The following is a 21,648-nucleotide window of genomic DNA, read 5'->3' as shown; positions in this document are numbered from 1 at the left end:
GACCCGATGGCCGGCTCCCACGACAACGTGCGCGACACCTACGACTACATCATCGTCGGCGCGGGTTCTGCCGGCTGCGTGCTTGCCAACCGCCTGTCCGAAGACCCGGGATGCAGGGTGCTGCTGCTGGAAGCCGGCGGGCGCGACTGGCATCCCTTCATCCACATGCCGGCCGGACTGGCCAAGATCGCCGGCAACCGGCGCATCAACTGGGACTACAACACCGTTCCCGAACCCCAGCTCGGCAACCGGGTGATCTGGTGGCCGCGCGGCAAGGTGCTCGGCGGCTCCAGCTCGATCAATGCCATGTGCTACATCCGTGGTGTGGCCGAGGACTACGACCGCTGGGCGGCACAGGGCGCAGACGACTGGGACTGGGCGCACGTGCTGCCCTACTTCAGGCGTGCGGAAGGCAACACGCGCGGCAGCGATGCGCTGCACGCCGGCGACGGCCCGCTGACGGTCTCGGACCTGCGCAATGTCAATCCGCTTTCGCAGGTCTTCATCGAAGCCGCCCAGCAGGCAGGCTTGCCGCGCAACGACGACTTCAACGGCGCATCGCAGCTCGGCGTCGGCCTGTACCAGGTCACCCAGCGCGACGGCGCACGCTGTTCCGCCGCAGTGGCCTACCTCGATCCGGCAAGGCCGCGACCGAACCTGACCGTGCGCACCGGTGCGATGGTCGAGCGCCTCCTCTTCGACAGGCAGCGCGCCGTCGGCGTGGCCGGCTCGCAGCGGGGCACGGCGTTCCGCCATCGGGCCGCGCGCGAAGTGATCCTGAGCGGGGGCGCCATCAACTCGCCACAGCTGCTGATGCTGTCGGGCATCGGGCCGGAGGCCGAACTGCGCAGGCACGGGATCGACACGGTGGTGGCGAGCAGCGGCGTGGGCGCCAACCTGCAGGACCATCTCGATGTATGCACCCTGCAACACGAGACCCGGCGCACCAGCTACGACCGCGCCAACGAGCTTCGGCTGGCCTTCGACTACTTCCTGCGCGGCCGACGCGGTCCGGGCACCAGCAACATCGCCGAAGGCGGCGCCTTCCTGCGCTCGCCGCTGGCCGAAGACGGTCGCGCCGACATCCAGCTGCATTTCATCCCGGCGATGATCGACGACCACGGCCGCAACCGCCTGCCCGGCGACGGCTACACCATGCATGCCTGCAACCTGCATCCGCGCAGCCGCGGCCGGATCTCGCTGGTCAGCGCGCATGCCGGCGACAAGCCGCGGATCCAGGCCAATTACCTCAGCGACCCCGAGGGCCGCGACCTCAAGGTCATGGTCGAATGCGCGCGCATCTCGCTGGACATCCTCGGTCAGAAGGCATTCGACGATTACCGCGGAGCGCCGATCTTCCCGGCCCGCATGCCGCGCAACGATGCCGAGCTGGTGGAGTTCGTGCGCGCCAAGGCCGAGACCGTCTACCACCCGATCGGCACCTGCCGCATGGGCAGCGACGACGCAGCGGTGGTCGACCCGCAGCTGTGCGTGCGCGGCGTCGAGGGGCTGCGCGTGGTCGATGCCTCGGTCATGCCCACGCTGCCGACGGGCAACACCAACGCGCCGACGATCATGATCGCCGAGCGCGCAGCGGACCTGATCGGCCGCTGATCCGGGCACCCGCCCAGGATGGCCGCGCGCCCGGTGATGTTTCCACCGAAAACCTGCGCTCGGAGTCAGCTACGCGCGCTCCAGCATCGGTGGCAGCGGGCAGTGCAGCACGCCGCAGATGGTGCGCAGCAGTTCGGCCTCCTCGACGGAGATGCGACCGTCGTGGCTGGCCGCCGCGGTGATGGCTTCCACCATGACCTGCTTGGCGAGCGGGTCGAGCGCATCGAGCGGCTCCCACACGGCTTCCAGCGCGAGCACGCCGTTCGCCGGGGGCGCGTACGGCACGTGGTCGCGCGGCAGGACCCTCTGCATGCCGGCCAGGTAGGCGCGCTGCGCCTGGGCGGCGTCGTCGGAATTGCCGGCATGGGCGACCACCGCCAGCAGGGTGGCGAATTCCTGCTTCACGTTGCCCGGCTTGCGCCGGCCGAAGCGGGCGTAGCGCGCAGGGTCCAGAGACTCGCGCACCTGCACCTGCAGCAACCGCCCCAGGCAGTATTCGAACAGCGACACCTCGCCGTCCGCGTTGACCACCGCGAACACCGTGTCCATGAACGCGTCGAGTTCCGGCCGCGGCCGCAGTCGCAGCACCGGGAATGCCAGCGCCGCGAGCGGCAGCCGCTGCATCGGATGCAGCGACTGCGCCAGCGTCGTGCGGCAGGCGAACGCGGCGTCCGCCACAGGGGTTCCCAGGCGCGAGGCGATCTCGATCCGCTGCTTGCCCAGCACCGCAGGGTCGCGACCGAGCAGCATTCCGAGCAGCAGCGGGGTCACCTGGTCGCGCTGGCGGGCCCGTTCGCGCAGGTCATCGGGAATCGCGTGCACGATCGCGTCGGCGCGACGGTAGTCGTTGGCTTCCGGCAGCGCGACCTGCGAAGCCACCATCGCCGGCGTGACGTTGATCCGCGACGACGCCGCGGGCAGCGCATCGCGCGCCCCGGCCAGCCCCATGTGCGCGTCCTCTTCCAAGCCATTGGGCGGCGTGGCGCGCCACTGCGACTGCAGCCGTTCGAGGTTCTCGGCGCGGAACCCGGGCTCCAGCGCCTGGATGCGCTTCAGGATCGGCGGATGGGTGGCGAACAGTCCGCTGAATCCGAGCCCGTCGCCGAACAGCATGTGGCTGATTTCCTCGGTTTCGCCGCGCGCTCCCAGCCGCGAGCCCTCGTGCAGGCCGGCGATCTTCTTCAGCGCCCCGGCCAGGCCCGCGGTCTGGCGGGTGAACTGCACCGCCGACGCATCGGCGAGCGATTCGCGCGTGCGGCTGATGCCGGCCTTGATCATGCGGCCGAAGACCAGCCCGATGTAACCGATCACGATCGCCACCAGCGCCATCACCAGGAACATGGCCACGCCATCGCGGCTGTTACGGCTCATGCCACCGTGCAGCATCAGCCTGCGGCCGATGATGCCCATCACCATGATCCCGAACAGCACGCCGATCAGGCGGATGTTCAGGCGCATGTCGCCGTTGAGGATGTGGCTGAACTCGTGCGCGATCACGCCCTGCAGTTCGTCGCGATTGAGCTTTTCCAGCGCCCCGCGCGTGACCGCGATGGCCGCATCCGAAGGCGAGTAGCCGGCCGCGAAGGCGTTGATCGCGGACTCGTGCTCGAGCACGTACAGGCCCGGCATCGGCACGCCGGAGGCGATCGCGATTTCCTCGACCACGTTGCGCAGCCGCTGCAGGTACCGGTCGGTGCTGTCCTCTGGCACCGGCGTGCCGCCGAACTGCAGCGCCACCGACTCCCCGCCGCCGCGCAGCGACGCGATGCGGTACATCGACGCGCCGCCGATCACCGCCAGCGTTGCCAGCGTGGCGAACAGCAGCACCCCGGGCGAGCCGCCGACCACCGCCATCACCGCCAGGTCGACGCCAACCACGATGCCGATCACCGCCAGTGCGAACAGCACCACCAGTCGCGTCGAGGTGCGCCGCGCCGCGGCCTGGTGTTCGAAGAAGTTCATCGACGCGCAGCGAGTCGGGAGTCGAAGTCGGAGTCGGGGATTGGGACGCGCGTGGCGATAGGCAGTGAGGCGCGCGATCCAGGCAGGACGCGCTGATCGCCTCGCGACTCCCGGCGTCCCGTCGCCGATGCGCCGATCGTCAGAACTCCACCTTCGGCGCCGCACGCACCTGTGCCTGCTGTTCGGCCGGAATTTCCAGCAGCGCGGCCGGAGCGAAATTGAACATGCCGGCCACGAGGCTCGAGGGGAAGACCTCGCGCTTGTTGTTGTAGGCCATGACCGAGTCGTTGAAGGCCTGGCGCGCGAAGGCGACCTTGTTCTCGGTGCTGGTCAGCTCCTCGGTCAGTTGCATCATGTTCTGGCTGGCCTTGAGCTCGGGATAGGCTTCGACCGTGACCAGCAGCCGGCCCAGCGCGCCGTCGAGCATGCCCTGGCTGCGGGTGAGTTCGGCCATGGCCGCGGGGTCGCCTGGCGAAGCCTTGGCCGCTGCGAGCCCGGCCTGGGCGGCGTTGCGTGCGGCGGTCACCGCTTCCAGCGTGCCGCGCTCGTGCTCGAGGTAGCCCTTGGCGGTCTCGACGAGGTTGGGGATCAGGTCGAAGCGGCGCTGCAGCTGCACGTCGATCTGGGCAAAGGCATTCTTGTAAGCGTTGCGCGCGGTGATCAGCCCGTTGTAGATGCCCACGGCCCAAAGTGCGAACACCACCACAATTACGAGCAGGATCAACAAAGTAACCATCAAAGCTCCCCTTGTTCATGCAAGTTGGGAATCAGGCGTTATGATCGGCCCACTGGCAGCATACGCAGGGGGCAGGCCCGATGAAAGACAATAAAAGGGGGCGTCGGCTCACCTGGCGAAGCGGCCTGACCGGCGTATTGCTGCCGATGGCACTGGCCACTTCCGCGCAGACGCCGCTGCGCTGGAATACCCAACCGGTGCCTTCCATGCCCGCGGCCACCCTGCAGCCCGCCGCGCGGATCCTGCCGACCGCGCCCGCTTCGATCCCGGCCTACCTGCCGCCGGTCGAAGAGGTCATGGCACCGTCGTCCGATTTCAACGTGCGCCAGTTCGAGGCGATCGCCCAGGAACTGGTCGCCAACCAGCGCGTGCCCGGACTGGCCATGGCCATCGTCCAGGGCGGCCGCGTGCTCAGCGCGCGTGGCTACGGCATCACCGACGTCGGCAATGCCGAACCGGTCGACGCCCACACCGTGTTCCGCCTCGCCTCCCTGTCGAAGGCCTTCGCCGGCACCGTCACCGGTCTGCTGGTCAACGAGGGTTCGCTGCGCTGGGACAGCCGCGTCGCCGATTACATGCCCTCGCTGCAATTCTCCGATCCCGGCGCCGCGCAGCAGCTCACCGTCGCCGAGGTCCTGAGCCAGCGCGTCGGCCTGACCCACAATGCCTACGACCGCGAACTCGAGAGCAACGTCGACTACAACACCCTGGTGCAGAAGCTGGCCTACGCGCCGATGAAGTGCGCGCCGGGCGAGTGCTACAGCTACCAGAACGTCGCCTTCAGCCTGGTCGGCAACGTGGTGTACGGCGCCAGTGGGCAGTTTTTCAGCGAAGCGGTGACCCGCCGCATCTTCAAGCCGCTGGGCATGAACGACGCCAGCTACGGCCTCGAAGGCATTGAAGCCAGCCCGAGCTGGGCGCGACCGCACGTGCGCGCCGGTGGCGGTTGGCGCTCGCTGACACCGAAGCCGACCTACTACCGCGTAGCCCCGGCCGCCGGCGTCAACGCCAGCGCCAGCGACATGGCGCAGTGGCTGCTGGCGCAGAGCGGCCATCGCCCCGACGTGCTGCCGGCGCCGCTGCTGGCAACGCTGCACGCGCCGGTCGTCGCCACGCCCGGCGAAACCCGCGGCTCGTCATGGCGCCGCCAGCGCCTGAACGCCGCCGGCTACGGAATCGGCTGGCGCATCTACGATTACGCCGGCCATCGCGTGATCTTCCACGGCGGCGCGGTGCAGGGATACCGCGGCGCGATCGCCCTGCTTCCGCAGCGCGATCTCGGCGTGGCGATCCTGTGGAACGGCGAAAGCAGCCTGCCCTCCGGCCTGCTGCCGACCATTCTCGATCGCGCGATCGGACTGCCCGCGCAGCGCTGGCTCGACGTCGATCCGTTCCCGGACGTGCTCTACGCCGAAGGCGAGAGCAATGAACCTTCCCGCGCGCATCTGCCGCACGCCGACAAGCGCGGCGGCGCCCAGACCTCGTCGGCCAACGCGAACCCGCGCTGAGGGTTGCTGGCTGTTATCCGGGTTGGGCCCGGGGATCCGAGCTCACTGAGCGGACCGGGATCCTGATTGTGCGAGCTCAACGCCGCGTACCGAACGTCGCGCGAAACCGCTCACGTCGCTTGTCCTGCTGGATCCGGTAGCGGACATAAAAGTGCTTCGCCCTAAACGGGCGCAATCGCATCCCACTCGTAGGTGCGCCACGCCCTGCCCGCAAGCGCACACAAAAAAATAAAGCGTGGCAATCGATCGCCGGACAGGCGTGTCGGGCCCTGCTTGCGGGCGGCAGCCATGGATGCGCGCGGGCCGACTACGCGGAGATGCGTGTCGAGCGGGAAGCATGACGCGTCCGGAACGCCTCCTGCTTCCCAGGCCCGGCGCAAACCGGGCGCCCGGGCTTTCCATGGTGCCGGGCCAATACCAAAAAAAACTCCCTCTCCGCCTGGGCTGCGGAGAGAGAGTCCTGATGACGGCTGATCGGGTTTCTTGTTCTTACATCATCGGCGCAGGTGCGGACGGGATCGCCACGGAGGCGGCCTTCTTCGCACGCTTCGCCGGTCGCTTGGCCTTCTTGGCGGGCTTCTTCGCCGCCTTCTTGGCGGTCTTCTTGGAAGCCTTCTTTGCCGTCTTCTTGGCGGCAGCCTTCTTCGCCGGACGCTTCGCCGCCTTCTTGGCGGTCTTCTTGGCGGCCTTCTTGGCGGTCTTCTTGCCAGCCTTCTTGGCGGTCTTCTTCGCCGGACGCTTGGCGGCCTTCTTGGCAACCTTCTTCTTCGCTACCTTCTTCTTGGCAGCCTTCTTCGTTGTCTTCTTGGCGACCTTCTTCTTCGCTACCTTCCTGGTGGCCTTCTTGGCCGGCCGCTTCGTCGCCTTCTTGGCGACCTTGCGGGCGGACGACTTGCGAACTGCCTTCTTGGCGGTCTTGCGGACCGCCTTCTTCGCCGCCTTCTTGGCGGGGCGTTTCTTTGCTGCTTTCTTCGTGGCCATGAGATGGCTCTCCTCGTCAGTGGAACTATCGGGTGTAGCAGCCCAGTTCAAAACAGGATCTCGGGTATCGGACCCGCGACCAACCGCCAACGCGCGACGCGCGCCGGGACGGATTCGGATGCGGTCCGCGCCCGGGGCGCGGACCGTTTGCGTGCTGCGTGGAGACCACGCATGCCGGCGAGCCGGCGACACAAAAAACCCGCATCGCATGGCGACGCGGGTGGTGGTTCGGGAGACGTTGCGCTTTCGCAGCGGAGACGATGCCTGATTCCACCTTGAGGAATTTCCGGGCAGAGGGCTTCGTTGTGCTGCGCGTTTTCGCTTTGGTTCGACTCACTCTCTTCTGCGGCGACGTCTGTTGCAGCGAAACCTAATCACGGTTTTTTCAACTGTCAACACCCTTGCAAGGTTTTTTTTTGCCGACCGACCCCGGCCCGACCGCCGGCGCGCGGCCCGCATCCCGCCGATGCATGTCGCTTCCGCACGGCGTTGCAGGCAACACGCGCAGCGCACGATTGAAAAAGCACACGAAACAAGCTGTTTTATTCAAGCGCATCGCAACGCGAGTGCAACGGCGGCGATGCGCGACCTGCGTGACGGCCACGTCACGTGCGACGAAAGGAAGGCGCAGGAAGACCATCGAAGCACTTCGCCCGGCGGCGTGTTTCCGGCGCTGCACAAGCCCGAATGCGCAAAACTGCGCAAGAAATAAGGACCGCTTTGCGCACGTCCCGGACGCAATCCGAACCGGCGCGCGAACCCGCGGAGGAACAACGACGCATCGAAAGTCGCATCGATTGCACGGCGTCCGAAGTCGTTCGCACCGCCCCGCCGACAGTGGTCGCCGTCGTCGACCGCATGCTCGAACTTGCGGGGCAGCGTCGCCGGTTCGCGCATGCCGCCTCCGGCGCACGCCCTCAGGCAGGCGGCGATGAATGCGCTCGTGCCGGCGACCGCCAAGTTGTGGACCCGGGTACCGACATCGAGTCCGACTCCGAGTCCGACTCCGAGTTCGAGTTCGACTTCCGACTTCGGACTTCCGACTTCGATGCGACATCGGCCGTCAGCGTCGTCCGGCAACTGCCCCGCCAGCAAGCAAGCGCGGGTGCCCGGCTCGTGTAACGCTGCGCGCATTGCTGCCGCAGCGACGGCGTCTTCACATGTCTATCACGACAGCACCGACGAGCCGCAGCTTCCCGCGCCGGCGATGCTCATTGGCATGACGTGTCGAACCCGACACCGCGACGGACAGGACGCAGGCGCCGCAGCCGCCGGCTGCCGATCTGCAAGGAAAGGAAGCTGCCCGCTGATCCGCAGGCAGCGCAAACACGAAGCGCCCCGGCTGCTGTCCGGCAGGGGGCGCGGTGACGAATGAATGGAGTTCAGGCTTGTGCGGAGCAGTCAGTCCGCGCGCCATGGGCGATCGCGCCTGCGCGGCGCGACCGCCCGGGGGCCGCTCAGTGGTCTTCTTCTTCCAGCAGTTCGGCGTAGTCGTCCGGATCGAGCAGCTCGTTGAGCTGGTCCGGCTCGTCGATTTCGACCACGAAGATCCAGCCTTCGCCGAAGGCGTCTTCGTTGATGGTCTCGGGCTTGTCGGCCAGCGCGGTGTTGACCGCGGTGATGGTGCCCGACACCGGCGAGTAGACGTCGGACGCAGCCTTGACCGACTCGACCACCGCGCAGGCGGTACCGGCTTCGGCACGCTCGCCCACCGTCGGCAGGTCGACGTACACCAGGTCGCCGAGCAGTCCCTGCGCATGGTCGGAGATGCCGATGGTGACCTTGCCGTCGCCTTCGACGCGGGCCCACTCGTGGGATTTCATGAACTTCAGGTCGCCTGGGATCTCGCTCATGGGGTCGTGCTCCGGATGCGCTGCGGTCGGTGGAAAGGGAAGCTAGTTTAACGAAGGAAAGACAAGGTGGCAGGCGGCGTTCGCGGATGCGTCGAGGCGCTGCCGCCGCGGCGGGTCACACGCCGTCCTGCGCCTTGCCGTCACGCACGAACGGGAACCTGACCACGCGAACCGGGACCTCCCGGCCGCGGATGTCGACCCGCACGCCAGCGTCATCCATGTCGCCGGCCGGTACGCGGGCGAAGGCGATCGCCTTGCCCAGCGTCGGCGAGAACGTGCCCGACAGGATCTCGCCTTCCCCGTGCGTTGTGAGCACTTTCTGGCCGTGCCGCAGCACGCCCTTGTCGTCCATCAGCAGGCCGATCATGCGGCGCGCGTCGCCACGCTCCTTCTGCGCCTCGAGCGCCTGGCGACCGATGAAGTCGCGCCCCTCGTCCAGCGCCACGGTCCAGCCCAGCGCTGCTTCCCACGGCGAGACGGTCTCGTCCATGTCCTGGCCGTAAAGGTTCAGCCCGGCCTCCAGGCGCAGCGTGTCACGGGCGCCGAGACCGGCCGGCTTGACGCCAGCGGCAAGCAACGCATCCCACAGGGCGACGGCGTCGCCCTCGGCCACGATGACCTCGAAGCCGTCCTCTCCGGTGTAACCGGTGCGGGCGACGAAGAGCGACGCGCCATTGGCGGTCGCCGCCTCGATGCCGGCGAACTTGCCGAGCTTGCCGACGCGGGCGCGGTCACCTTCCGCGAGCAGGCCCAGCGTCTTGTCGCGCGCGTTCGGCCCCTGCACGGCGATCATCGACAGGTCGGCGCGCTCGCGGACGTCGACGTCGAACGCCTTCGCCTGCTGGTGGATCCACGCCATGTCCTTGTTGCGCGTGGCGGCGTTGACCACGAGACGGAACCACTCCTGCCCATCCTCGTGCGGCATGAGGTAGACGATGAGGTCGTCGATCACCCCGCCCTGCGCATCGAGCATGCAGGTGTACAGCGCCTTGCCTGGCTTCTGCAGCTTGTCGACCGAGTTGGCGACCAGCCTGCGCAGGAACTCGCGCACGCGCGCGCCGCGTAGGTCGACCACCGTCATGTGCGAGACGTCGAACATGCCCGCATCGCGCCGCACCTGGTGGTGCTCGTCGATCTGCGAGCCGTAGTGCAGCGGCATGTCCCAGCCACCGAAATCGACCATCTTCGCGCCCAGGGCGCGATGGGCTTGGTTGAGGATCGTCTTCTGGGTCATGGCGGGCTCGGTCCGGGACAAGGACGCCATTATCCCAGAGGTGCGCAACACCATGTGGGAGCGGTTCGTTGCGCAACCCTGATGCCGGCGAAGGCGCCCTTGTGTCGTACTCGCCCTCGGATGCTGCGCTGGCCTTGCCTCATTGGCCGCTTCGGCCACTCCATCTGGAAGGGCGCGGCTTTCTCCCGCAACCGGCGAAAAAGCTTGCGCCACCAACCTCAGGCCAGCGACTCGACCACCAGGGTCATGCCCTCGGCGCCAACGATGCGGACCTGCGTCCCCGCCGGCAGTTCCGGGCCGGTGACATCCCAGTAGGCATCGGCGATCTGCACCCGACCGCGGCCCTGCACGATGGCGCGTTCGAGCGGCACCGCGCGCCCCACCAGCGCCGCGGTCCGGCGATTGAGCGCGGGCCGGTCGCTCTGCGGTTCCCGGTTGCGGAACCATGTCCGGTAGACCTGGATCGAGATGAAGCTCAGCACGACGAACGCCGTGACCTGCGCCAGCAGCGGGATGCCGGGCACCAGCAGCGTGCCCAGGAACACCACTACCGCGGCGAACCCGAGCCAGAGCATGAACGCCCCGGGCGCCATCGTCTCGGCTGCGAACAGCAGCAGCGCGACCGCCGCCCAGGTGAAAACGTCCCAGCGCATGGCTCAGGCGCCCTGCCGCGGCATCGTCGGCGGCTGCGGCGCGCGCACGCCCTGCTGCCCGAACGCTTCCTTCGCCAGCTCGGCGATCCCGCCGAGCGAGCCGATCACGCCGGCCGATTCCATCGGCATCATCACGAACTTCTGGTTCGGCGCCTCGGCCAGCGCCTTGAACGCCTCGATGTATTTCTGCGCGACGAAATAGTTGATCGCGTTGACGTTGCCCCCGGCGATCGCGTCGGACACCATCTGCGTCGCCTTGGCCTCGGCCTCGGCCAGGCGCTCGCGGGCTTCGGCGGCGCGGAACGCGGCCTCGCGATCGCCCTCGGCTTCGAGGATCGTCGATTGCTTCTCGCCTTCGGCCTTCAGGATCGCCGCCTGCCGGAAGCCCTCGGCATCGAGGATGTTGGCGCGCTTCTCGCGCTCGGCCTTCATCTGGCGCGCCATCGCCTCGATCAGGTCGCGCGGCGGTGCGATGTCCTTGAGCTCGATGCGGTTGACCTTGATGCCCCACGGATGGGTGGCCTCGTCGACCGCCATCAGCACCTTGGTGTTGATCTCGTCGCGCTTGGACAGCGATTCGTCCAGGTCCATCGAGCCGATCGCGGTGCGGATGTTGGTCATCACCAGGTTCAGGACGGCGATCTCCAGGGTCGCCACCTCATAGGCCGCCTTGGCCGCGTCCAGCACCTGGAAGAACACGATGCCGTCGACCTTGACCACCGCGTTGTCCTTGGTGATCACGTCCTGGCTCGGCACCTCGAGCACCTGTTCCATCATGTTGATCTTGCGGCCGACGCTGTACATGATCGGAACCAGGAAGTGCAGGCCCGGCGTCATCGTGTAGGTGTAGCGGCCGAAGCGCTCGACGGTCCACTCGTAGCCCTGCGGCACCACGCGCACGGTCTTGAACAGGATGACCACGCCTGCGATGAGCAGGACGATGGCGAGCAACGATCCATTGAGCATGGCAACCCCCTTCGGTCTGATGGACCCAGTATAGGGTGGCAAGCGGCCGCCGAAGCGGCTGCGACGCTTTCGCGCGCCACGGCATCCATGCAGGGGAATGCTGATCGAAACCGCCCCGGCCCCGTCCCGACCCGCCCCGCCGCACGAGCGGCCGTCGAGCTTTGCGATCGACGTGCCGGAGGCGCTGCTGGTCCGCGCGCGCGCCGGCGAGCGGGCGGCCTTCGAGCAGGTCTATCGCCGTTTCGAGCGCCCCGTTTTCACGCTGGCACTGCGCATCTGTGGCGAACGCGAAGCGGCGTCCGACGTGCTGCAGGACACGATGCTGAAAGTGATCGCGCGGATCGGCGACTTCCGCGGCAACGGCAGCCCGTTCTGGGGCTGGCTGCGGCAGATCGCGGTCAACGAGGCGCTGATGCACCTGCGTCGCGGGCGTCGCCAGGCGGGCGAGCTGCCGGTGGACGGACACGAGCCGGCCGATGACAGCGCCCCGCCGCCTCCGGCGGCCGCCGACACCGCGCAGTTGCAGCGCGCGCTGGCGCAACTGCCGGCCGCCACCCGCGGCGTGCTGTGGCTGTACCACGCCGAGGGCTATACCCACGAGGAGATCGCCGCGCTGATGCAGCGCACGCCGAGCTTCTCGAAATCACAGCTGGCACGCGGCACGCGGCGATTGCGCGCGCTGCTGCAGATCGAGGAAAACGACCATGCCTGACTTCACTTCCCGTCCTGCCGATCCACCCGCGGGCTGGCACGAGGCGTTCGCCGCGCTGCCGCTGGAGGGTGCGCCCGCCGATGGCTGGGCCGCGGTCGCACGACGGCTCGACGCGCGCCGGCTCGACAAACGCCGCGGCATCCCGCGGTGGCTGCCGCTGGCCGCCGCAGCGGCGCTGGCGCTGGCCGTCGTGCCGGCGTGGCTGCCGCAGCCGGCCGACAACGCACCTTCGAGCATTCCGACACGTGCCGCCATGACCGCGCAGACACCCGATGCCGATGCCGGTCCAGTACCCGCCACCGCCACGCTCGAACACCTGTACGCCGAGTCCGCGCGCCTGGAGTCGCTGCTGCAGTACGCCCGCGAAAACCGGGTAGCCAGCGGCGCGGCCGCAATGATGGCCGCCGAACTTGATGCGCGACTCGGCACCATCGATGCCGCGCTGATGCAGCCGGGACTCGACCGATCACGACAGCGCCAACTGTGGAGCAAACGCGTACAGCTGCTGCGCGCCTTCGCCAGCTTCGAGAGCACGCGCCGCTGGCTGGCGGCAAACGGCGAGCGCTACGACGGCGCGCTGGTGCGCGTCGACTGATCGTCCCTGTCAACTTCCACGTCCATGGCTGTCATTTTTGAGATCCCGATGAAAACCTTCCTGCATGCATCCCTGACCGTGGCCGTCGCGCTCGCACTTGCCGGCCACGCCGATCCCTCCCGGGCTCAGGCGACCGCGCCACGTGCGGCGGCGGACGCCGACAAATTGCTGGCCGAAGCCAGGGCCGAACTCGCGCGCGCCGCGCGCAAGGTGGCCGAGCTCTCGCGCGACCAGGCCATGACCGCCGCCCGGACTGCGCACGGCGTGGCATCGAGACCGGTCCTTGGCGTGCTGCTTGTGCCGGACGAGGGCCGCGGCGTGCGCGTGGCCGGGGTCACTCCGGACAGCGGCGCCGCGGATGCCGGACTCAGGTCCGGCGACCGCATCGTCACCGTCGATGGCCGCCAAGTGCTGGGCAGCAACGGCGGACTGCGTGCGCAGAACCTGCGCACGCTGCTCGGTAAGCTTGAGGCAGGCAAGAAGACCCGGATCGGCTACGTCCGCGACGGCCGCACAGCCTCGGTCGACGTGACACCGTCTGCGGGCCGCAGCGTGTTCGCCTTCTCCACCGCGGATGGGCTTGGCGGCGACTTCGATTTCGATTTCCCCGACATGCCCGCGATTGCACCCGAGGTTCGCCGCGAGATCATCCGTATCGGCCCCGGCGCTGCATGCAAGGGCAACGACTGCGACATGCCCGCGCTGATGTCGGCGTTCCGCTGGAACGGCCTCAACCTGGCTTCGGTCGACAAACAGCTGGGCCGCTACTTCGGCACCGACCGGGGCGTGCTGGTGCTGTCGAACGGCGAACTGGCCGGACTGCAGGCCGGCGACGTGATCCAGCGCATCGACGGCAAGGCGGTATCCAGCCCGCGCGAGGCGATGGCGGCGATGGGCGACAAGCCCGGCGGTGCGAAGGTGACGGTGGATTACCTGCGCGACCGCAAGGCCGGCAAGGCGCAGGTCACGGTCCCGAAGCTGGCGCCCCTGCCGTTGCCGCCGGCGCCGCCCGCCCCGCCCGCCCCGCCCGCGCCTCCGGCTGCACCGAAGGCTCCGCCGCCGCCGGCGCCGAAAGCCGCGCGCACCGCGGTGCCACCAACCGCACCAACGCCGCCAGCGCCCCCGGCGGCGCCAACGTTGCCCAACGGAACGATGGCGCTGCTGTAGGTCGGGCCTACGCGCCCGACGCGCGGGCCCCTCCCCAACCATGCGCATCGAGCCATCTCGTAGGTGCGCACTGGGGCGCAACCCCGATCGGCGCAGGGAAGGCGGTCGCGCCCAGGTGCGCTCCTACGAAAGAAGCCCGGTTCATGCCGGAGGGATTCGCTGGCGTCGGGGGCGTAGCCCCGACCTACGCGATTTCTTCCGCGATGTCAGCGCCCAACCACCGCGGATGTGGATGCTGGCTCGACCCACTTTGCGAACACCTCGTCGATCGCGGCATCGTCGACCGCCTTGCCGCCCTGGATCGCCTCGGCCTGCTCGAACAGCGGGATGATCATCGCCATGCCGTCGATCTTCGTCTTCAGGTGCGCGCCCGGCGGCTGCGACAGGAAGTCGTCCCAGTGGGCCCGCACCCTGGCCCAGAAGCCCCTGGTGGCCTTCCAGTAATCGTAGGCGGGCTTGAAGTCGATGTCGGTGGTCTTCCGGTAGTCGTTGAAGCCGAACTCGCGCGCCAGTTCGACCTGGCTGCCATCGGGCTTGCGCAGGACCTTGGTGTTGAACTGCTCGTGGGTCCAGCCGTTGGGCGTGATGGTGTGGCGATTGATGCCGATCACCACGTTGTAGTCGTCGCGCCTGGTGTACTCGCGCCGCGGCAACGGGCGCGCGGTGGAATCGCTGGTCCAGGTGGCGATGCCGTTGTCATGGCGCCACTGGCCGGTACCGCAGTAGCGCGGCGCGTCGCTGACTTCGTACACGCACTGGGTCCAGGCGCCGCGGGTTTCTTCCGGCGACAGCGCGCGCACGGCCCAGGTCTGGTCGGCGCTGAACTCGAAACGCGTCGGCGCCTCATAGGTCCAGTCCTGGCGCCAGTGTTTGGTGACGTGGCCGCTCCTGGCGTCGACCAGGATGTGCTGCAGCACCACGCGCGTGGGCGTGTCCTCGACCACGATCACCACCTCGTCGCCGCCGCTGCGCATCGCCGGATGGCGCTCGTAGCCCGGCTGCAGCAGCACGGTTTCGTCGAACGCGAAGTCGACCATGTGCTCGCCGCGCATGGCGAGGATCGAATCGTGGTCGCGCGCCGGATCGGGCGTGGTCCCGGTCGAGTGCGGCGCCTGCGCGCCCGCGATGCCGGTGGCGAACGCCGAAAGTGCCAGCGTGGCTGTCAGGTGTAACTTCATGCGGGATTCCTTGGTGGGCGGATTGCGGGGTGAAACCTGGTTCAAATCCGGAACTTTCAGATAACAAAATCGTCATTCCCGCGAAGGCGGGAATCCATGGACGTTGAACCATAGAAAGCAAAGTCCATGGATCCCCGCCTGCGCGGGGATGACGGCAATCGTTCAGGCCTTCGTTGGGCAAGAAATTCTTTGCCAAACCATCACCAATCAAAAGCAAGGCTCAGCGACAGATTGCGGCCGGCAGCCGTGTAGCGGTCGAGCGTGTCGCTGTCGCGGCTCACCAGCCCCATGCCGCCGAGGTCGAAGTAGCGGCGGTCGGTGAGGTTGAAGATGCCGGCGTTGAGCTTCGCGCCGGGCGCGAATCGCCAGTGCGCCAGCAGGTCGAGCACGCCGTAGCCGGGCGTTTCGAAGTACTCGCCGCCATCGAGCGGCGGCAGGCGGTCGTTGCGGGCGGCGAAGCGTCCGGCCAGCTCCGCGCCCCAGGTGTCGTTGCCGTAGGCGACGCCGAGGGTCGCGGTGAGCGGGTCGACCGATTCCAGCGGCACGTCGTCGGTGCGGTTGTCGCCGCGCGCCCAGGCTGCGGCCGCGCGCAGCGACCAGCCGGCCATCGCATCGGACAGCGCGCCGAAGTCGACGCCGCCGCGGAACTCGACGCCGCGGATGCGCGCGTCGGACACGTTGCGCGACTGGAACACCATCAGCCCGGCGTCGTTGAAGCCGGCGAAGGCGAACGACTCGATGAAGTCGTGGTAGCGGTTGTCGTAGCCCGACAGGCTGGCGTACACCGCGTCGCCGACGTAGCGCACGCCCAGTTCCACGCCGTCGCTGGTTTCCGGCTTCAGGTCCGGGTTGGCGATCGCGGTGTAACCGAACATCAGATTGGTGAAGCCGATGTTGACGTCGCCGTAGGGCGGCGAACGGAAGCCGCGCGCGTAGCCGCCGAACAGCGACCAGTCCGGCGCGAAGTGCCAGACCGCGCCCAGCTTCGGCGAGACGCTGGTCTTGTCGAGCCCGGCCACCGCCACGCTCGGATTGTCCTCGGCGAAGATCGCATCCACGTCCGGACGCAGCTGGTAGCGATCCACGCGCACGGCCGGGATCAGGCGAAACGCGTCGTCCGCGAAGCTGATCTCGTCCTGCAGGTACAGCGCGGTGGTGGTGGTGCGGCTGATCGGGAAGTCGCGCACCGGGAACACGTCCGGCAGCATCGCGTTGCTCACGGTGCCGGTATCGATGTTGTGCACGCGCCCGTCGCGCTTCTGCCGGGTGTCGGCGCGGGAGACGTCGAGCCCGTAAGCCAGCGCGTGGCGCACGGAGCCGGCTTCGAACTCCTTGCGCAGGTTGAGCTGCAGGCCATGCAACCGCTGGTCGAAATTGAACTCGCGCTCGCGGCGCTCGTTGACGCCGCTGGCGGTGCGCCGCACCTCGACGGTGTCCTGCGTGGTTTCGCTGTCCTGGCGGTAGACATGCCAGTCGAGGCTGTCGGCGAAGCCCGCACCCACGGCATCCATCTCGTGGCCGAACGACACCCGCGCGCGCGTCTGGTGATCGGCGCCGGTCACCAGGAAGTTGGTCGCCCGGGTCAGCGCCTGGAAGCCGTACGAGGTCAACATCCGGGTATCCGCGCTGTCCTCGTTGCCCTCCACGGTCAGGCGGAAGCGCTGGTCGGCGCCGGGCGCGAACATCAGCTTGGCCAGCACGCTTCGACCATCGCGCTCCTGCGGATTGGGCCGGGTGCGATCGCCGCCCTCGCCGCCCACCATGCCCTGGTTTTCCGGCTCCTGCCCCTGGCGATGGTTGACCGCCGCCATGCCCGACCAGCGCTCGCCGCCGAAGGCCGCGGTGGCGCCGGCCGACAGTCCGTCCCAGCTGCCCTCATGACCGAAACGCAATCCGAAGTAGGCATCCTTGCCGGCCTCCAGATAGTCCGAAGGATCCTTGGTGATGAACGACACCACGCCGCCGAGCGCGTCGGAGCCGTAGAGCGAACTGGTCGGCCCGCGCACGACTTCGACCCGCTTGAGCGTGTCGAGGTCGACGAAGTTGCGGTTGGCGTCGGAGAAGCTGCCGATCAGGAAGGCATCCGACACCGGGATGCCGTCGGTCTGGATCCGCACGCGGTTGCCGTCGAGGCCGCGGATGCGGATGCCGCCGATGCCGAAGCGACCGAAGCCCGAGGTGACGGTGATGCCGGGCTCGTAGCGGAACAGGTCCTCGAGGTCGCGCGCGAGGAGTTCGTCCATGCGCTCGCGATCGATGACGTCGACGGTGCTGGGCACGTCGGCGATGGCGCGTTCGGTGCGCGTGGCGGTGACGACGACGCGGTCGAATTCGGTGACCGCGGCGTCGGCCGGGGTGGTGGGCATCGGTTCGGGGAGGGGCGATTCGCCATGGGCGAGGGCCATGCCCGGCAGCGCCAGGCACAGCGCGCACGACAACAGGTTGGGACGCATGAATGGACTCGTCGAAAGTGGAAAACGATCGGCGGGCTGGCGTCCGGGGTTGCCGGGGGCGGGCGGCCTGAAGAGGAGAGACATGAACGCTCCGGCGCGGGGCCGGAGCGGATGACCTGGGCGGAGGCCCTGCCGGGCCCGGAACCTACTTGGTCAGGATGAGCTTGTCGTTGCGGGTATGCCGCAGGCGATAGCACTCGCTGCCGTGGCGGATCAGCAGTTCGCGCTGCCCTTTCAGCAGGCGGTTGCTGTCGATTTCGATGGTTTCGGTGGCTGCGGGGCGGTCGTCGGCATGATGGACGGCGTGGGACGGGGTACATGCGTGCGGCTGGGCGACGAACATCGATCGGCTCCCTAGATTGGAGTCGTCAATGCTAATGATTCTCATTTGCCTGTCAAGCGGTTTCGCCTGGGTCCTCGCCCTCAGGCCATCGCCGCGTCGACCCGCGCCCAGTCCGCCTCGCCCATGCGCGCAGCCACGTCCAGCGCCTCGAGGTTCTGCAGCAGCTGCGCCACCTGGCTGGCGCCGAGGATCACGCTCGACACGCGTGGGTTGCGCAGGCACCACGCGATCGCCAGCGCCGCCGGCGCCACGCCCAATCCGGCGGCGAGCGCGGTGAAGGCGCGCGCGCGCGACAGGCGCCGCGATGCGTCGTCGCCGAGCACGTCGCGCTGCAGCCACGCGTAAGCGTCGCTGCCCAACCGCGAATCGGCCGGCACGCCGTCGTTGTACTTGCCGGTGAGCAGGCCCGAGGCCAGCGGCGACCAGGTTGTGGTGCCCATGCCGAAGTCGTCGCAGAGCGAGGCGTATTCGACCTCGACCCGCTCGCGGTGCAGCAGGTTGTACTGCGGCTGTTCCATCGTCGGCGCCTGGAAACCGCCCGCGCGCGCGGCTGCGTGCGCCTCGCGGATCCGTTCGGCCGGCCATTCCGAGGTGCCCCAGTACAGCACCTTGCCCTGGCGCACCAGCGCATCCATGGCGGCCACGGTTTCGGCCACCGGCGCATCCGGATCGGGACGATGGCAGTAGTACAGGTCGAGGTAATCGACGCGCAGGCGCTTCAGCGCCGCATGGCAAGCATCGTGCACGTGCTTGCGCGACAGGCCCTTCTGGGTCGGCCGCGGATCGTCGACCGCGCCGAAGAACACCTTGCTCGAGACCACGAAACCGTCGCGCGGCAGGCGCAGGTCGGCGATCACGTCGCCCATCACGCGCTCGGCAGCGCCGTTGGCATAAGTCTCGGCGTTGTCGAAGAAGTTGACACCGCGGTCCCACGCCGCAGCCACCAGGTTGCGCGCCTCGCCGCGCGCGACCCGGCCACCAAACGTGGCCCAGGCACCGAACGACAGCGCGGACAGCTGCAGTCCGGAGGAACCGAGGCGGCGGTATTGCATGGCAAGTCTCCTGCCGCGGCCATGGGCCGCGGCGCTGGAATGGGAAGCACACAGTCTAGCGGCCAGGACACGCTCGCCGCGCGCCCCGCGAAGCCCACGGTATGCTTCGCAGACGGAGGGACACATGCGCGGATCGATCCAGGGCATCAAGGACCTGGTGGCACGACTGCTGGCGCGCCCGGACGAGATCATGCTCTCGCTCGGCGCCGGCGGCGAGCTGCTGGTCGCGCGCCTGCGCGCACTGCTGTCGCTGCTGATCCTCGCCATGCCGCTGATCGCCGCACTCGGCGGCGCGAAATCCAGCGAAGTGCTGATCGGCCTGGGCCTGGCGGTGTTCGTCAACCTCATGGCACAGATCTGGCTCGCGCTCGCGCGCCGGCCGCTGCGTTACGGCTGGCTGCCCTACGCCACCGGCAGCTACGACATCACCATGACCTCCGTGGTGCTGGTGCTGCTCGCGCTGGGCGACCCGGTGGCGGCGACCAATTCCATCGTCGTGTGGTGCTTCTACCTGATCGCCATCGCCATGACCGCGCTGCGCAACGATGGCCGGCTCACCCTGTACGTCACCGCCCTGGCGCTGGGGCAGTACGCGATGCTCGTCGCCGCGATCTTCTCGCTCGCGCCGGCGCAGGAGAGCCTGGTCTCGATCGACTACGGCACGGCGGCGCTGTCCACGCAGGTCGAACGGCTGATCCTGGTCCTGATGATGGGCGTGCTGACGTCGGCGATCGTCTATCGCATGCAGCGGCTGGTGGAGATGTCGGGCAATGACGGCCTCACCGGGCTGCCCAACCGCGCCTGGCTGCTGCAGGGCATGCCGCGCATGTTCGAGACCATCCGCAACGATGGCGGCTCGCTCACGCTGGCCCTGCTCGACCTCGACCGCTTCAAGCGCATCAACGACGAGATCGGCCCGCGCAACGGCGACCGCGCGCTGCGCCACTTCGTGGCCGCGGTCAACGAGATCCTGCTGGAGAAGGAGCGGCTGGTGCGGATCGGCGGCCAGGAGTTCGTGGTACTCATGCACTGCCCGATCGGCAGCGCGTGGGAGCGCCTGGACCGGCTGCGGCGCTCGATGGGCGACCGGCCGTTCCTGCCCGAGTCCGGCCGCGACCCGCACGTGATCACCTTCAGCGGCGGCCTGGCCGCCTATCCTCAGGACGGCGGCGACGTTTCCGCGCTCCTGGGCAGTGCCGATCGCCGCCTCCAGGTGGCCAAGCGCGATGGCCGCAACCGCGTGGTCGCGCGCGACGCCTAGGCCGCGCTTCACTCGACCGCGGTTTGCCCTTACCCTGCCGCAGCGGTTGCCGCGCAGTGCGGCGCGAATGGGGAGAAACGCCGGGTGAGCCTGAAGCTGCGTCTGATCGTGATGAATTTCCTCCAGTTCTTCGTCTGGGGGGCGTGGCTGCTGACCATCGGCGCGTACTGGTTCCAGAACAAGCAGTGGTCGGGCACCAACTTCGGACTGGTGTTCTCGACGATGGGCTTCGCGTCCCTGTTCATGCCGGCGCTGATGGGCGTCGTGGCGGACAAGTGGATCAACGCTGAAAAGCTTTACGGGGCGCTGCATATCTGCGGCGCGGTGATGCTGTTCTGCGTCCCCATGGTCGACGATCCGATCGTGATGATCGCGGTCATGATGCTGACCATGATGTGTTACATGCCGACGATCGCGCTGGCGATCACGGTGGCCTACAACGCGCTCAAGCGCGATGGCCTGGACGTGGTCCGCGACTACCCGCCGATCCGGGTCTGGGGCACCATCGGCTTCATCGCCGCACTGTGGACGACGAGCCTGCTGCGCCTGGAGACCTCGTCCGGGCAGTTCTACGTGGCCTCGGCCGCGGCGCTGGCGCTGGGCCTGTACGCCTTCACCCTGCCGCCGGCGCCGCCGCAGATGGGTCACACTAAGAGCCGCGCGCTGGTCGACGTGCTCGGGCTGACCTCGTTCCGCCTGTTCAAGGACCGCAACATGGCGGTGTTCTTCGTCTTCGCGATGCTGCTGGGCGCGGCGCTGCAGCTGACGAATGCCTACGGAGACACCTTCCTGCACGACTTCGCCAACGTGCCGGCGTTCAAGGACGCGATCGCGGTGAAATACCCCGCGATCATCATGTCCATCTCGCAGATCTCCGAAACGCTGTTCATCCTCACCATTCCCTTCTTCCTGCGCCGCTTCGGGATCAAGGCGGTGATGACGATGAGCATGCTGGCGTGGTTCCTGCGCTTCGGCCTGTTCGCCTACGGCGACCCCGGCGACCGGCTGTGGATGATCGTGCTGTCGTGCATCGTCTACGGCATGGCGTTCGACTTCTTCAACATCTCCGGTTCGCTGTTCGTCGAGCAGCAGAGCGACTCGCGCATCCGGGCCAGCGCGCAGGGCCTGTTCATGGTGATGACCAACGGCGTGGGCGCGGTGTTCGGCAGCCTGGCCTCGGGATTCCTGATCGAGCACTTCTTCACCGCCGCCGACGGCAGCAAGGACTGGCACGGCATCTGGATGACGTTCGCGCTGTATGCGCTGGTGATGGCGGTCGTGTTCGTCCCGCTGTTCAAGCATCGGCACGATCCGGACGCGATGCGCCGGCCGCAGATCCCCGAAGGCGACCTGGTGCCCTGACCATGGCGTCGAATGGAG

General features: G+C 68.1%; 20 protein-coding genes. 9 read left to right on the top strand and 11 right to left on the bottom strand.

Going from position 1 to position 21,648, the window contains the following annotated elements; all coding sequences use genetic code 11:
* The first annotated feature begins 6 nt into the window (after window positions 1–6).
* A complete protein-coding gene (locus tag ACFOM9_RS01465) occupies window positions 7–1,614 on the top strand; it encodes a GMC family oxidoreductase (protein WP_386705468.1) in 1,608 nt (535 codons plus the stop codon).
* Between the two features lie 69 nt (window positions 1,615–1,683).
* On the opposite strand, the gene ACFOM9_RS01460 is transcribed toward ACFOM9_RS01465, so the two are convergent.
* Both ACFOM9_RS01460 and ACFOM9_RS01455 read right to left on the bottom strand, forming a co-directional pair.
* Complete coding sequence (locus tag ACFOM9_RS01460) at window positions 1,684–3,576, bottom strand: M48 family metallopeptidase (protein WP_386705465.1); 1,893 nt, start codon at window positions 3,574–3,576, stop codon at window positions 1,684–1,686.
* A gap of 139 nt (window positions 3,577–3,715) precedes the next feature.
* Window positions 3,716–4,312 (bottom strand): LemA family protein, encoded by a 597-nt coding sequence (locus ACFOM9_RS01455; RefSeq protein ID WP_386705463.1) that lies wholly within the window; start codon window positions 4,310–4,312, stop codon window positions 3,716–3,718.
* 80 nt (window positions 4,313–4,392) lie between these two features.
* Here ACFOM9_RS01455 and ACFOM9_RS01450 point away from each other — a divergent pair, with 80 nt between their 5' ends.
* Entirely contained in the window at window positions 4,393–5,820 is a 1,428-nt protein-coding gene (locus ACFOM9_RS01450; protein ID WP_386705461.1) for a serine hydrolase domain-containing protein, read from the top strand.
* Between the two features lie 489 nt (window positions 5,821–6,309).
* On the opposite strand, the gene ACFOM9_RS01445 is transcribed toward ACFOM9_RS01450, so the two are convergent.
* On the bottom strand, window positions 6,310–6,801 hold the full coding sequence (locus ACFOM9_RS01445) for a hypothetical protein (protein WP_386705459.1): 492 nt from the start codon (window positions 6,799–6,801) through the stop codon (window positions 6,310–6,312).
* Window positions 6,802–7,159: 358 nt separating this feature from the next.
* Here ACFOM9_RS01445 and ACFOM9_RS01440 point away from each other — a divergent pair, with 358 nt between their 5' ends.
* On the top strand, window positions 7,160–7,513 hold the full coding sequence (locus tag ACFOM9_RS01440) for a hypothetical protein (protein WP_386705457.1): 354 nt from the start codon (window positions 7,160–7,162) through the stop codon (window positions 7,511–7,513).
* Window positions 7,489–7,923 carry a hypothetical protein gene (locus tag ACFOM9_RS01435; RefSeq protein WP_386705455.1) on the top strand — a complete coding sequence of 145 codons (435 nt, stop codon included), beginning with the start codon at window positions 7,489–7,491 and terminating at the stop codon, window positions 7,921–7,923. Before ACFOM9_RS01440 ends, ACFOM9_RS01435 begins: the two co-directional genes overlap by 25 nt.
* Window positions 7,924–8,258: 335 nt before the next feature.
* On the opposite strand, the gene gcvH is transcribed toward ACFOM9_RS01435, so the two are convergent.
* The 4 genes from gcvH to ACFOM9_RS01415 form a co-directional block, all read right to left on the bottom strand.
* Window positions 8,259–8,654, bottom strand: a complete 396-nt coding sequence (gene gcvH / locus ACFOM9_RS01430; RefSeq protein ID WP_386705453.1) for a glycine cleavage system protein GcvH — start codon at window positions 8,652–8,654, stop codon at window positions 8,259–8,261.
* A gap of 115 nt (window positions 8,655–8,769) precedes the next feature.
* Window positions 8,770–9,888 (bottom strand): glycine cleavage system aminomethyltransferase GcvT, encoded by a 1,119-nt coding sequence (gcvT, locus tag ACFOM9_RS01425; protein ID WP_386705451.1) that lies wholly within the window; start codon window positions 9,886–9,888, stop codon window positions 8,770–8,772.
* 218 nt (window positions 9,889–10,106) lie between these two features.
* A complete protein-coding gene (locus ACFOM9_RS01420) occupies window positions 10,107–10,541 on the bottom strand; it encodes an NfeD family protein (protein ID WP_386705449.1) in 435 nt (144 codons plus the stop codon).
* A 3-nt stretch (window positions 10,542–10,544) separates the two neighbouring features.
* A complete protein-coding gene (locus ACFOM9_RS01415; RefSeq protein ID WP_386705448.1) occupies window positions 10,545–11,507 on the bottom strand; it encodes an SPFH domain-containing protein in 963 nt (320 codons plus the stop codon).
* A 97-nt stretch (window positions 11,508–11,604) separates the two neighbouring features.
* On the opposite strand from ACFOM9_RS01415, the gene ACFOM9_RS01410 reads away from it, so the two are divergent.
* Genes ACFOM9_RS01410 through ACFOM9_RS01400 form a run of 3 tightly spaced genes read left to right on the top strand, consistent with a single transcriptional unit; the run spans window position 11,605 to window position 13,981 of the window.
* On the top strand, window positions 11,605–12,219 hold the full coding sequence (locus ACFOM9_RS01410; protein WP_386705447.1) for an RNA polymerase sigma factor: 615 nt from the start codon (window positions 11,605–11,607) through the stop codon (window positions 12,217–12,219).
* The gene (locus ACFOM9_RS01405) at window positions 12,212–12,814 is read left to right on the top strand and encodes a hypothetical protein (protein ID WP_386705446.1); all 603 of its coding nucleotides are present in this window, start codon (window positions 12,212–12,214) and stop codon (window positions 12,812–12,814) included. The genes ACFOM9_RS01410 and ACFOM9_RS01405 overlap by 8 nt, the downstream gene beginning before the upstream one ends.
* Window positions 12,815–12,862: 48 nt before the next feature.
* Entirely contained in the window at window positions 12,863–13,981 is a 1,119-nt protein-coding gene (locus ACFOM9_RS01400; RefSeq protein ID WP_386705445.1) for a PDZ domain-containing protein, read from the top strand.
* A gap of 206 nt (window positions 13,982–14,187) precedes the next feature.
* On the opposite strand, the gene ACFOM9_RS01395 is transcribed toward ACFOM9_RS01400, so the two are convergent.
* The 4 genes from ACFOM9_RS01395 to ACFOM9_RS01380 form a co-directional block, all read right to left on the bottom strand.
* Window positions 14,188–15,159, bottom strand: coding sequence for a DUF6607 family protein (locus ACFOM9_RS01395; RefSeq protein WP_386705444.1), 972 nt, complete (start codon window positions 15,157–15,159; stop codon window positions 14,188–14,190).
* A gap of 200 nt (window positions 15,160–15,359) precedes the next feature.
* Window positions 15,360–17,612 carry a TonB-dependent hemoglobin/transferrin/lactoferrin family receptor gene (locus ACFOM9_RS01390; protein ID WP_386705443.1) on the bottom strand — a complete coding sequence of 751 codons (2,253 nt, stop codon included), beginning with the start codon at window positions 17,610–17,612 and terminating at the stop codon, window positions 15,360–15,362.
* 145 nt (window positions 17,613–17,757) lie between these two features.
* On the bottom strand, window positions 17,758–17,955 hold the full coding sequence (hemP, locus tag ACFOM9_RS01385; RefSeq protein WP_386705442.1) for a hemin uptake protein HemP: 198 nt from the start codon (window positions 17,953–17,955) through the stop codon (window positions 17,758–17,760).
* Between the two features lie 80 nt (window positions 17,956–18,035).
* On the bottom strand, window positions 18,036–19,007 hold the full coding sequence (locus ACFOM9_RS01380; RefSeq protein WP_386705441.1) for an aldo/keto reductase: 972 nt from the start codon (window positions 19,005–19,007) through the stop codon (window positions 18,036–18,038).
* Between the two features lie 124 nt (window positions 19,008–19,131).
* On the opposite strand from ACFOM9_RS01380, the gene ACFOM9_RS01375 reads away from it, so the two are divergent.
* Both ACFOM9_RS01375 and ACFOM9_RS01370 read left to right on the top strand, forming a co-directional pair.
* Window positions 19,132–20,268, top strand: a complete 1,137-nt coding sequence (locus ACFOM9_RS01375; RefSeq protein ID WP_386705440.1) for a GGDEF domain-containing protein — start codon at window positions 19,132–19,134, stop codon at window positions 20,266–20,268.
* Between the two features lie 84 nt (window positions 20,269–20,352).
* Window positions 20,353–21,630, top strand: a complete 1,278-nt coding sequence (locus tag ACFOM9_RS01370; RefSeq protein WP_386705438.1) for a nucleoside permease — start codon at window positions 20,353–20,355, stop codon at window positions 21,628–21,630.
* Window positions 21,631–21,648 lie beyond the last annotated feature (18 nt).

The organism is Luteimonas notoginsengisoli (assembly GCF_042648885.1).
Lineage (GTDB): Bacteria > Pseudomonadota > Gammaproteobacteria > Xanthomonadales > Xanthomonadaceae > Luteimonas > Luteimonas notoginsengisoli.
Note: the sequence above shows the minus strand (reverse complement) of the source record. Positions and strands in the feature narration are given on the sequence as shown.